Source organism: Arenibacter lacus (genome assembly GCF_008711145.1).
Taxonomy (GTDB): domain Bacteria; phylum Bacteroidota; class Bacteroidia; order Flavobacteriales; family Flavobacteriaceae; genus Arenibacter; species Arenibacter amylolyticus.
On the sequence record NZ_VVIN01000076.1, the window covers coordinates 1 to 12,914 of the forward strand.

Annotated in this window: 8 protein-coding genes; 7 read left to right on the top strand and 1 reads right to left on the bottom strand. The window is 36.5% G+C overall.

The window, feature by feature from the left end; genetic code table 11:
• From F1E73_RS15175 to F1E73_RS15205, 7 genes are all read left to right on the top strand, one after another.
• Positions 1 to 1,255, top strand: a 1,255-nt coding sequence (locus F1E73_RS15175; protein WP_150452409.1) for an N-6 DNA methylase, incomplete at its 5' end; no start/stop codon positions are given.
• Positions 1,239 to 2,477, top strand: a complete 1,239-nt coding sequence (locus F1E73_RS15180; RefSeq protein WP_150452410.1) for a restriction endonuclease subunit S — start codon at positions 1,239 to 1,241, stop codon at positions 2,475 to 2,477. The genes F1E73_RS15175 and F1E73_RS15180, both read left to right, overlap by 17 nt.
• Entirely contained in the window at positions 2,468 to 4,759 is a 2,292-nt protein-coding gene (locus F1E73_RS15185) for a Piwi domain-containing protein (protein WP_150452411.1), read from the top strand. The genes F1E73_RS15180 and F1E73_RS15185 overlap by 10 nt, the downstream gene beginning before the upstream one ends.
• Positions 4,747 to 5,607, top strand: coding sequence for a hypothetical protein (locus tag F1E73_RS15190; protein WP_150452412.1), 861 nt, complete (start codon positions 4,747 to 4,749; stop codon positions 5,605 to 5,607). Before F1E73_RS15185 ends, F1E73_RS15190 begins: the two co-directional genes overlap by 13 nt.
• Positions 5,608 to 5,697: 90 nt before the next feature.
• On the top strand, positions 5,698 to 6,732 hold the full coding sequence (rhuM, locus tag F1E73_RS15195; protein WP_150452413.1) for a RhuM family protein: 1,035 nt from the start codon (positions 5,698 to 5,700) through the stop codon (positions 6,730 to 6,732).
• Positions 6,733 to 6,736: 4 nt separating this feature from the next.
• Positions 6,737 to 7,147, top strand: coding sequence for a Fic family protein (locus F1E73_RS15200; RefSeq protein WP_150452414.1), 411 nt, complete (start codon positions 6,737 to 6,739; stop codon positions 7,145 to 7,147).
• Between the two features lie 133 nt (positions 7,148 to 7,280).
• Complete coding sequence (locus F1E73_RS15205) at positions 7,281 to 10,496, top strand: type I restriction endonuclease subunit R (RefSeq protein ID WP_150452415.1); 3,216 nt, start codon at positions 7,281 to 7,283, stop codon at positions 10,494 to 10,496.
• Between the two features lie 33 nt (positions 10,497 to 10,529).
• Here the strand turns inward: F1E73_RS15205 and F1E73_RS15210 are convergent, their stop codons facing one another.
• On the bottom strand, positions 10,530 to 11,753 hold the full coding sequence (locus F1E73_RS15210) for a site-specific integrase (protein ID WP_150452416.1): 1,224 nt from the start codon (positions 11,751 to 11,753) through the stop codon (positions 10,530 to 10,532).
• Positions 11,754 to 12,914: the final 1,161 nt, after the last annotated feature.

A 12,914-nucleotide genomic window follows, 5' to 3' on the forward strand; every position in this document is an offset into this window, starting at 1 on the left:
GCTTCACAATATTGAAAAGAATAATCCTTCGTTGAGAGGTGCATTGCCTGATAATTACTTTTCACGATTAAGTCTTGATAAATCTAAACTGGCTTCACTGTTAGACAATATTAATGATATTGATACCCTTAAAGATGCAGATCAAGATATTGTGGGGCGTGTGTACGAATACTTTCTATCAAAGTTTGCTTTAAAAGAAGGAAAAGGAAAGGGAGAGTTCTATACGCCAAAAAGTATTGTAAATCTAATTGCCGAAATGATAGAACCTTATAAAGGGATTATCTATGACCCTGCCTGTGGTTCGGGCGGTATGTTTGTGCAGTCTATTAAGTTCATAGAAAGCCATCACGGGAATAAAAAAGAAGTATCTATCTACGGTCAAGAATACACCAACACCACTTATAAGTTGGCGAAAATGAATTTAGCCATTCGTGGTATAGCGGCCAATTTAGGTGATAAAGCAGCCGACACCTTTGCGCAAGACCAACACAAAGATTTAAAGGCCGATTACATTATGGCCAACCCTCCGTTCAACCAAAAAGATTGGAGAGGTGAAGATGAATTATTAGACGATCCACGTTGGAAAGGTTATGATGTTCCTCCTAAGAGTAATGCTAATTATGGTTGGATTTTAAATATGGTGAGTAAGCTTTCCGAAAATGGCGTAGCAGGATTTATCCTAGCAAATGGAGCGCTGTCAGGTGGTGGTGAAGAGTACAAAATTCGTAGAAAACTTATTGAGAACGGCTTGGTTGAAGCTATTGTTATTTTACCTCAAAATATGTTTTATACGACTAATATTAGCGTAACACTTTGGATTTTGAATAAAAACAAAACCGAAAGAACAGTTGAGATGCCTGATCTAACTAGGAACTACCGTAACCGCGATCAAGAAATCTTGTTTATGGATTTACGCCAAATAGGGATTCCTTTTGAAAAGAAGTTTATCCAATTTTCAGAAGAAAACATTGCAGATGTAACAAACACTTATCACCAATGGCAACAGAAAAATTCAGACTATAAAGATATTCCGGAATTTTGTTACAGTGCGAGTTTTGATGAAGTAGTTAAAAAAGACTTTTCTCTAGTCCCTAGTAAATATATTGAGTTTGTCAACCGTGATGAGAATATCAATTTTGATGAGAAAATGACCTCCTTACAAATTGATTTGCAAAAGCTGCTGCAAGAAGAAGAAGAAAGCAAAACCGAATTGTTAAACGTGTTTAAAGAGTTAGGTTATGAGGTCAAACTATAAAAGATTAGGGGATTATATAGAGCTTGTTGACGAAAGAAATACAGAATTGAGTGTTGATTTACTTTTGGGTTTGACAATTGAAAAGAAATTTATTCCATCTGTTGCAAATATAGTAGGAACGAATATGAAGAATTACAAAATTATTCGAAAGAATCAATTTGCTTGTAGTACGATGCAGGTGCGGAGGGATAAAAAGATGCCTGTTGCTATCTTAAAGGATTTTGAAGAAGCTATTATTTCTCAGGCATATCCAGTATTTCAGGTTATGGATGAATCTTTGCTTGACCCAGACTATTTAATGATGTGGTTTACTCGTGCAGAGTTTGACAGGCAAGCAACTTTTCACGCAGTTGGTGGTGTTAGAGGAAGTTTAGAATGGGAAGATTTTCTTGATTTTGAACTCCCCATCCCCTATATAGAAAAACAGCGAGAAATTGTAGAGGAATATAACACCGTTACCAACCGCATCAAGCTCAACGAGCAATTAAACCAAAAACTGGAAGAAACCGCCCAAGCCTTATATAAACATTGGTTTGTGGATTTTGAATTCCCCAATGAAGAAGGGAAACCATATAAGTCTTCCGGCGGTGCTATGGTGTATAATGAGGAATTGGATAAAGAAATTCCTGTGGGGTGGGAGGTGAAGAGTTTTACGGAGAAATTCAAATTAGGAGGTGGAGGAACCCCCAAAACGAATGAAGAGAAATATTGGAATGGTGATATTTTGTTCTTTACACCTGCTGATAGATCTGAAAGCTATTATTGTATTGAGACTGAAAAGAAGATTACAATTAAAGGATTAAATGAAAGTAGCACTAAAATTTACCCGAAAGACACTGTTTTTATTACAGCAAGAGGAACCGTTGGAGCCATATCAATTGCCGGATTTAGCATGGCAATGAATCAAAGTTGTTATTCGATAAACGGGGATAATAAATTTTTTGCACATCAAACAACGCTAGATGCTATTAAGAAACTAAAAAAAGAGGCCGTAGGTGCAGTATTTAACGCTTTAGTTACTAAAGATTTTGATAGTCAATCAGTTATTAACCCAAGTTTTGATGTAGAAGAAAAGTTTGAAACACGTATTTCGATAATTTATGAAGTGCTCTTATCAAAGTTAATGGTAAATCAAAAACTCAGTGAGCTACAATCAGTTTTGTTAAGTAAGATGAGCAGGGTGGAGAAAGCAATTTCAAATAAAAAAGTATTATGCAATTAAATTATTTCCCCGTACGATTTGATTTCAATTCCTATCAGATTATAACAGTACCATATTCTGATGAGCGTTTGCAGGAATTAAGACAAAAGTATAATGCTTCGTATTCGTTTTTTAGGGACAGTAATTTAATTGTAATATCCAATAAAGAAGATGAAGGAAACCAACTAACCGGCAAGGTTGAAAGACGATCGGTATATGTTGACAGTAAAGTTACCGCATCGTTAGTAAAACACATCTTTTTTAGAACCTTTAAAGACCGTTTTCAAGAATACATTCCGGTGGATTTTTATCCTTTCCGATTTTACTCTCGTCAGGCAAAGGATGATTTAATTTTAAGCTATCTGCCCGAAAAGCTTAAGCATAAAATAGCCTTTAAAAAACTTATCGAAGTTCAGCTTCGAGAAACGAATATTAATAATACTAAAGGGTTTGCCTTTGTGGTTAATATTCGAAGGAACTGGGTGTTCAATATTTCATGCCTAGAGTTACATCAAGAAGGATTTGATTTAACAGATTTTGAAGTATTACATTCCGAAGCACTTCTAGGATTAGAAAACGTACTGGCTCCAAATGAAGACTTTGTGGGTTCTTTACAATCCGTCAATGGGGATACCGCCATTGTAGCAACCAGTGAGGGTGAGCAGAGTTATCCGTTACAAGAGCTTTTTATTCGCAAAACCAAACGTAACATTCAGGCTTATTTGAATTTCACTATTGGTGAGCAAAAGTGCGATCAAATTTTGGGAGCCGTTAGCCAGGAACGTATCAAAAAACAAAATCCCGTTCATCAATTCGGTGAGATTAGCAATATTGCCAAACATTTATTCTCTGATAAAGGCAATCCAGTTCTGTTTCAGAATAAGGATGGTTTTTGCTTCAATGTTCATGCTACACCCATGCAGGTTCAAAACAGCATTAACCTCCGAATACCCACGTTCATTTACGACCATGCAGGAACAAAAACAAATACAAGAAATGCTGATCAGGGCTTATCTTACTATGGACCATACGATAGTTTAACATTTGACATAAAAAAGCCTCGTGTTTTGTCAATTTGTCATAAAACCAATAGAGGTTCATTCACGAAGTTTCTTCATGATTTAAAAGACGGATTACCAAATTCAAGCTGGTTTAAAAAAGGGCTACTTAAGAAATATGAGTTACAAGAGGTGAATTACCTGATTCAGGAAATTTCAGATTATCGAATAAAAGATTATTTGGGGGTGATTAGTAATTATGATGATGAAAATCCTCATTTGGCAATCATTGAAATTCCAGATAGGTTTAAAAATTTATCAGACAGAGATAATCCCTATTTCAAGATAAAGGCAAAGTTACTTTCACTTGAAATACCAGTGCAGTTTGTTCGTTCAACTACAATTTCAAACTATTCAGAGTACATCCTTAACCCATTAGCACTTCAAATCTATGCCAAGTTAGGTGGTACACCATGGGTATTGCCTGTTCAACGCTCGGTTGATAGAGAAATTGTTATTGGCATTGGACACAGTTGGTTGAGAAGTGGTATGTACAAAGGAGCTGAAAGCAGTCGTGTTGTAGGAATTACAACCTTTATGTCAAGTGATGGTCAATACTTGTTAGGCGACAAGGTAAAAGATGTGCCGTATGAAAGCTATTTTGAAGAATTACTCAAAAGTTTAAAAAGCTCTATTAGCCGACTTTCAGAAGAATACGCTTGGCAAGATGGAGATACTGTGCGTTTGATTTTTCACATTTTCAAACCCATCAAAAATGTTGAGTTTGATGTTATTAGTCAATTGGTAAAAGACATTAGCCAGTTCAATATCAAGTTTGCGTTCGTAACGATTAGTAAAAACCATCCGAGTATATTATTTGACACTGGTCAGCAGGGGGAAAAAAAGTATGGTTCCAAACATTTAATCGGACAATATATCCCTCAAAGGGGGAGTAATATTTTTATTGACGATGAAACCAGTTTGATTCAAATGTTTGGTGCAAGAGAATTGAAAACTGCCAAACATGGCATGAGTACTCCCATTCAAATCAAACTTAGAACACCACAAGGAAAACATGACGATCCAGATTTGAAAGACTTAATGTTCTATGACTTAAACTATATAACACAACAGATATATTCATTTACCTACTTATCTTGGAGAAGCTTTTTGCCAAGAGCAGAACCTGCTACCATGTTGTATTCTAATCTTATTTCAAATTTGCTTGGGAAAATGAGAAGCATACCGGAATGGGATGCTGATAAATTGAACTACACCTTAAAGAGGAAAAAATGGTTTTTATAGAAGAGAAACATAGCTATTTAAGAAGCTTGGCAGACCAGCCAAAACAAAAGGCTCTTTATGCTTTGGTTTCTGATGAAACCCTAGTAGCTCAGACCAAGGAGATATTGGAAACGGATGCTATCTACTACACTTCTATACAAGCAATAAAAAAGAACGCAAAAGCAGATTTTAATACGCAGTACGCCAAAATCTCTAAGCGGAAAGTTTCCGAGAAATCTGCTGCACCATTTGTGCATGATGACTTTCTGATTTTTACCTTGGTGATTGGGGTGCTAAAATTTGATTGTGATAAAGGCTGGCTTTTAGGCGTTATCCGAAACAGAGCAAAGGGCAAAACCACTACTACTTTCGAAAATTTATTGTTAGGTAATTATCAAAGTAAAGCGAATAATCAGTCTATGGTTTTGGTATTCCTGTTTTTACTAGATAAATCTAAAATAACGAATGACCATTTAAATGAAGCTTACAATGTTATGAGTGATACAGAAGAATCATTTAACAACGATTTTATACGCATCGTGTATTACCGAGCATTTGATATTATTATCCAGTTTAAGCTACCAAGAGATACAGATGAAGTGTCTCGTTTATTAGAATTTAAATATCGCTTTAAGAAGCGAATTAAAGTGTTCTCCATAATTGCCTACAACCTCTTTATTGTAGGTATTCTAGTTGGTGCATATAAAATACTTCAACTGCTTCCGGAGGATAAAAAATTAGTTGTAAACGACCTGAACCTAATAATAGGATTAGGAGCGATAATTGGTTTATCTGGAAATTTCATCCCTAAGTTGAAAACCAAGTTTCAAGAATTGATATTAAGGATATTTGGATTCAAACAATACTAATAAATTATATATTTAAAGTAAAGATATTATGCCCGAAACCAACCTCATAGCATACAAAGCATAACGTACCATAGGATAATTTTTTTTGGAATGGAAGGAAGCGATAAAAATATAAATCCAAATAATGAGCTAAACGACTTTGTTCTATATACCGCCCCAAGTGGTGAGGTACGGATTGAGATTTATGTGCAAAACGAAACCATTTGGCTTACACAACAAAAAATAGCGGAGTTGTTTGGTGTTTCTAAATCAACCATTAGTGAGCATCTTAGCAACATTTATGAAAGTGGTGAATTAGAACGAGAGGCAACTGTTCGGAAAATCCGAACAGTTCAAACGGAAGGGGAAAGAGAGGTAGCTCGTAATTTAGATTATTACAACTTAGATGCTATTATTTCTGTGGGTTACCGCGTTAACTCTACCAAAGCAACACAGTTTCGTATTTGGGCTACCAAAACACTTAAGGAATACATAATTAAAGGTTTTGCCCTAGATGATGAACGCCTTAAACAAGGTAAAACTGTTTTTGGTAAAGATTATTTTAGGGAGTTATTAGAGCGTGTTCGTTCGATCCGTGCCAGCGAACGCAGAATTTACCAACAGGTAACCGATATTTTTGCTGAGTGTAGTATTGACTATGACCCACAATCGCCCATTACCAAAAAGTTCTATGCTATGGTGCAAAATAAATTCCACTATGCCATAACAGGTAAAACAGCAGCGGAAATCATCTACCTAAAAGCTGATAGTAACAAAGAAAATATGGGCCTAACGTCCTGGAAAAATGCACCAGACGGGAGGGTGCTAAAATCAGATACAGCAATTGCCAAAAACTATTTGGAGGAAAAAGAAATCAAGCAATTGGAACGAACGGTAACGGGGTACTTCGACTATATAGAAGGGCTAATAGAACGTGAAAATACGTTTACCATGGAAGGATTGGCACTAAGTGTCAATAAGTTTTTAGCCTTTAATGAATATAAGGTGTTAGAAGGATTAGGAAAGAAATCCAAAAAACAAGCCGAAAATAAAGCCTATTCGGAATATGAAAAGTTTAATAAAACCCAAAATATAGAATCTGATTTTGATAAGATGGTTAAAGGATTGAAAAAGGGAAAGGAATAAAATAATGAAAGAAACCAACCGCATAGAATACAAAGCAGAACTCACCAAGGATCTGAACCTGATAGAACAATTAGGTGCCAGCATTCCAAGAATACTGCAGAGTTACGGTTGGGAATGTTTTAAGTTCATGGACACTTTCACTCGGTTGGTGTTTCCTTCTTCAAGAAAGCGCACCGAACAAGTCACCGAACAAGTTCAAACCCTAATTTCTGCAATGACCGGTAAAGATTATTCACGTGCGGAAACTATGGAGCTGGTTGGAATAAAACACCGACCAACTTTTTTATATAACTATTTACAGCCTGCCATTGAATTAGGTTTGATTGAATTAACTATTCCTGACAAACCCAATAGCAGTAAACAAAAATACCGTCTTACCGAAAAAGGTAGGCGACTAAAAATAAGTATAACATGAGTTGCAAAAATGTCATAATATAAAAAGGATGCCCAAATGAATGAGTTTACAGCCATTGTATTGCAATGGTTGGTAGCTAATGGGAGAACGACATCAGTAACCAAAAATAATCATAACCAACCAACCATTATTAATGAAATTTACAGAAGCAAAGTTAGAGGAAGCATTTATAGCGTTATTGGGTAATGAGGGGTATCCACATTACTTGGGCAATACTATTAGTCGTATGCCCGAAGAAGTGTTGATTGAAGAGGATTTAATCCAATTTCTACTAACTCAATACAAGAAAGAAGGCTTAACCCAAACCGAGGCTAAGTCAATTGTATTACATCTGAAAACCTTACCCGCTTCTGATTTATATGAAACCAATAAAAAAATAGTTCAATGGTTATCGGATGGTTTTATACTTAAACGAGAAGACCGAAACCAAAAAGACATTTGGATTTCTCTAATAGACTATGCAGGATTGGACCGCCAAATTCAAGGGAAGAGCTTAGATGTTTTATCGGTATCAGAACCTTCGGAAAAATATGGCGACAATAATATCTACAAGTTTGTTAATCAACTGGAAATAGAAGGAACGGAAAAACGTATTCCTGATGGGATTATTTACATCAATGGAATACCGGTTGTAGTATTTGAGTTTAAAACTGCTATTCAAGAAAACTGCACCATTCATAATGCTTATGTGCAATTAACAACTCGTTACAAGAGAGATATTCCAGAGCTTTTTAAGTACAATGCGTTTTGTGTAATCAGCGATGGCGTAAACAACAAATCAGGGTCGTTCTTTGCTCCTTACGAGTTTTATTATTCGTGGCGTAGAATATCAGGTTTGGCCAAAGATGTGGATGGTATTGATAGCATGTTTACCCTTATTCAAGGATTGCTCAATCAAAACAGACTAAGGGATGTTATTCAAAACTTCATATACATTCCAGATACTTCTAAAAAAGATGAGAAAATAGTTTGTCGCTATCCCCAGTACTATGCGGCAAGAGCCCTGTTTAACAACATTAAAAAAGCACAAAAACCAGAGGGAGATGGTAAAGGTGGCACTTACTTTGGAGCAACTGGAAGCGGAAAGAGTTATACCATGCTCTATCTCACAAGGCTCCTGATGAAAAGTGCCTATTTTGAAAATCCTACCATTGTACTCATAACAGACCGTACGGATTTAGACGATCAACTTTCAGGACAGTTTACCAATGCCAAAGTTTTTATTGGTGACAATACCATTAAAAGTGTTGAAAGCAGGGCTGAATTAAGAGAGCTATTACAAGGTCGTGCTAGTGGCGGGGTATTCTTAACAACCATTCATAAGTTTACAGAAGATATTGAGTTATTGACGGAACGTACGAATGTTATTTGTATTTCGGATGAGGCCCATAGAAGTCAAACCAACTTAGACCAAAAAATAAGAGTTACAGAACATGGTTTGAAGAAGTCCTATGGCTTTGCCAAGTATTTACACGACTCTTTACCCAACGCAACCTATGTTGGGTTTACAGGTACTCCTGTTGATGCAACTTTAGATGTGTTTGGACAAGTGGTGGATGCCTACACCATGACCGAATCGGTTATAGATGAAATTACGGTCCGTATTGTCTATGAAGGTAGAGCAGCAAAAATAGCCTTACAGAATAGCGAATTAGAAAAGATTGAGCAATATTATGAAGAGGTTGCCGAAGCTGGCGCCAATGAATACCAGATAGAGGAAAGTAAGAAGCAATCTGCAAGTATGAACGCCATTTTGGGCGACCCAGATAGGCTAAAAGAGTTGGCTGCGGACTTTGTGCAACACTATGAAAATAGAGTTGCCGAAGGTGCTACCATTAAGGGTAAAGCCATGTTTGTAAGTAGCTCTAGATTTATAGCCTACGAATTGTATAAGAACATAATTGAATTAAAGCCTGAGTGGAATGAAATAAAAGTTGCGGAGGAAGGTGCTGTCCTTACAGAAAAAGAAAAGCGGTCAATTAAACCTATAGAGCGTATCAAAATGATTATGACCCGCGGGAAAGACGACCCGGAGGAATTGTATAACCTCTTAGGTACGAAAGAAGATCGCAAGGAATTGGATAGACAATTCAAAAACGAAAAATCCAATTTCAAAATAGCTATTGTTGTAGATATGTGGCTAACAGGTTTTGATGTACCGTTTCTTGATACCATCTACATAGATAAGCCTATTCAGCAACACAACCTTATACAAACTATATCGCGAGTAAATCGCAAATTTAAAGGTAAGAATAAAGGCTTGGTGGTAGATTACATCGGCATCAAGAAGCAAATGAATTTAGCGCTTAAGAAATACTCGGAGGGGGATAAAGACAATTTTGAAGACATACAGCAATCCCTAGTAGTCGTAAGAAACCATTTAGACCTATTAGCTAAGTTGCTGCACAAATTTGATAGCTCAAAATATTTCAATGGTACCGCATTGGAGCAATTAAACACCCTTAATATGGCAGCTGAATTTGTTCAGTTGACCAAGGAAATGGAAACCCGTTTTATGGGATTGGTGAAGAGACTAAAGGCAGCTTATGATATATGCGCAGGTAGTGAGGAATTAACACAGCAAGAAAGGGACTACACCCACTTCTATTTAGCCGTACGCTCCATTGTTTTTAAACTAACCAAAGGAGATGCACCAGATACCGCCCAAATGAATGCTAAAGTGAGGGAGATGATTAAAAATGCCTTACAGAGTGATGGTATCGATGAAATCTTTAAGATGGGAGAAGAAACCGAAAAGGAGCAAGACATCTTTGATGAAGATTATTTAGCCAAAATTGATAAAATCAAATTACCCAACACAAAGATTAAATTATTGCAACAGCTCTTGGCACGAGCTATCGGTGACATGAAAAAAGTCAACAAAGTAAAAGGTGTAGACTTTTCTAAGAAAATGGAGTCCTTGGTTGAAAAGTACAATCAACGTGATGAAAATGATATTCTGAGAAGTGAGGTCTATGAAGATATGGCGGATCAATTGACCAATCTTATATGGGATGTATACAGCGAGTTTAAATCGGGGAATGATTTAGGGATTGACTTTGAGGAAAAGGCTTTTTACGATATTCTAAAGGAGCTATGTGTTAAATATGATTTCAGCTATCCTGAAGATAAACTAATTGAGTTGGCAAAAGCGGTTAAGGACTTGGTTGATAGTCAAGCAAAATTTCCAGACTGGAACAAACGGGCCGATATTAAATCAGCCTTAAAGGTGGGCTTAATTCTACTTTTAGATAAACACGGTTATCCACCAGTTGAGAGGGATGAGGTTTACAAAGATATTTTTGAACAAGCAGAAAATTTTAAGAAGTATCAATCCTTGAAGTCGTAAGTAAAAAATGGGATTGGATGTTATGCCGATAATTTACCCCATAATCTGAGCATCATAATCGTCGATAATATTTGTTTCGAACGAATTCAAATACGCTTGGGTCATGGCTTCCGTCGTATGGCCAAGACTGTCCTGTATCACATTGCTGGGCGCACCGGTTCGTTTTAGGATATTGGCATAGGTGTGTCTGGCGCTGTATATGGTGATTCTTGGAAGGTCCAATCTTTCCGTTAAACGCTTCAGGTAGGTATTCTGCCTTTTACGCTTGTTTTTGATGGTTTCGTGAATTTGATACTTGGAAACGGTGGAAGTAAGAATGGGAAATATATAATCACCCGTTTGAATGTTGCCAAGTGTATAGGCAAACATTATTTTCTTTAAGGCAGGGGCTATCTTAATGGAAAATAGTTTGTTCTTTGTTTTGGATCGTATGTAGGTGATTCGGTCGTAGTCTCCCTGTATATTATCCCCTTTCAATAATGCCAGATCCATCCAATTCATGCCCCGTAAATAAAAGGAGGCCATATAGAGATCACGGGCTTTTGCCAAGAATGGCTCTTGGATCAAGGCATTTTTAAAGATTTCTAATTGCTCCGCATTCAAAAACTGTCGTTTTGGGGTTCCCATCTTTATGGGATAACCATTGAAGGGATTGTGGATTTCCTTGGCTATACCATGTTTAATTGCTTTTTTATAAATTGATCTCAGGGTTCTTAGGTAAACGCTCAGTCCTCCCGCAGTATTTCCCTTTGCATAATGCTGGGTTTCCAGTTTTTTTATAAACGCATAGTTGATTTGGCGGAAAGGCAAATGACTTTTTTGATGGAATTTCTTAATTCTATTGCGTACGTTCTTATAGATTTCTGCATTCCCATACTTCCCTGCCTTTCTCATGTCATGGATCAGGGTATCTGCAAAACTGTAAAAATCCATGTTGCTCACTGGTTTCCCCTCTATTTCTTTTTTGAGCAATGGCATGGAATAACTTTCAATTTTGCCTTCTTCCTCTAGGCGGGTAACCGTATCATACACCTTTTTCAGTTTAGCTTGAATAGTGTTGTTCAATCGTGTAATATTGGAAGCTATTTTACTTGAAGGTCTTATCCGTTGATTTTTTGCGTCGAAGTCTTTTTCGACCATGTTGTAACCGAGGGGAAGGTATATGGATTTCCGGTTGTAGGTAACGCGAATTACCAACGGGAATGTTCCATCCTGCTTTTGACGAACCTTGTTGAGAAGCACTTTAGTTGTCAGCACGTTATTACAAATTTATAAACTATTTATAAACAAATATACTATTTATATGGTTTCATATGGTCTTTAATTTTTTTTAAATTGTTGAAAAACAAGTATTTAAGCTTTTTTAAGACCATATAAGACCATAGTTTTTGTATCTTACAAGCAGGGGGTCACTGGTTCGAATCCAGTAGGGCCCACAGTAGTAAAAACAAGGCTTCCAAGTAATTGGGAGCCTTTTTTTGTCTTCAGTCAATTGCTGCCGTTAATCCCAATTTCAGAGGATCAGGAGATCTAGCCTAAATTCTGGGTGTTTGAATATCTAAGTAGATAATTGAGTTAATCTAAAACAGATGAAATCTGTATGTTAGTGCCAATGTGTTGGGTGCGAGTCATAGAGTAGACTACCATTGATTATTTCTTTTTGAAAAAAACATTCCATATAATAAATAGAGGATAACTCCACCAGTGAAAATTAGATTCAATTCCAATATAATATGTGTAATCTGTGACATAGTTGTGAATTTAAAAATTCGAATTCAAATTTCTGTTTTATAAAGTGGGAATGCGTTATATCTCTATTGTATATTGTTATATAATTTTAGGATAACCATTCACTGTGTCAGGTTAATACCACCTAACCCCCTCTTTTTATGTTGCTTACCCTAAAGGTAACACGAGAATCCTCTTAATAAAGCCCTAAATGTGTGGATGGTAAGGAATTGTTTATAATCGGCTTTTAGTTATCGGCAATCTATGCTAATATTTTAAGGATCATGACTAATTGTTGTGTTTAGGTAAAATATTAATGTTGATTTGAGCAGGACTTCTTTTTCTTATGCCAGTTATACTATATCTTTCCCCTCAACCAAATGCCCTTTCATTTTACTCAAGAATTGTTATTTGTTTTCTAATGGATTTCGTGAATCTATGATTTCTTTGCTTGTCCAGGGCCGAGAGATAAAGGTACAGTGTACCTTTGGAAAGAGGAGCCAGCCGTAGCCAAGGCCAACGCACCAACTGGCCCCTCTCTGCAAATGCAAATCGTTGCATTTTCCGATCGGTCCTAGATTAGATCTAAAAACCGGTTTAAAAACTCCGCGATTTTTAAAAAAATAAAAAGCTGAATCTCGGAGCTTTGCCAGCGCTCCAACTGGCCCCTCGCTATAAATGCAAATCGTA

Bases quoted from the DNA above. Each gene is read 5' to 3' on its own strand.
- F1E73_RS15185 (WP_150452411.1), top strand. From the start codon at position 2,468: ATGCAATTAAATTATTTCCCCGTACGATTTGATTTCAATTCCTATCAG.
- F1E73_RS15180 (WP_150452410.1), top strand. From the start codon at position 1,239: ATGAGGTCAAACTATAAAAGATTAGGGGATTATATAGAGCTTGTTGAC.
- F1E73_RS15190 (WP_150452412.1), top strand. From the start codon at position 4,747: ATGGTTTTTATAGAAGAGAAACATAGCTATTTAAGAAGCTTGGCAGAC.
- F1E73_RS15205 (WP_150452415.1), top strand. From the start codon at position 7,281: ATGAAATTTACAGAAGCAAAGTTAGAGGAAGCATTTATAGCGTTATTG.
- F1E73_RS15200 (WP_150452414.1), top strand. From the start codon at position 6,737: ATGAAAGAAACCAACCGCATAGAATACAAAGCAGAACTCACCAAGGAT.
- rhuM (WP_150452413.1), top strand. From the start codon at position 5,698: ATGGAAGGAAGCGATAAAAATATAAATCCAAATAATGAGCTAAACGAC.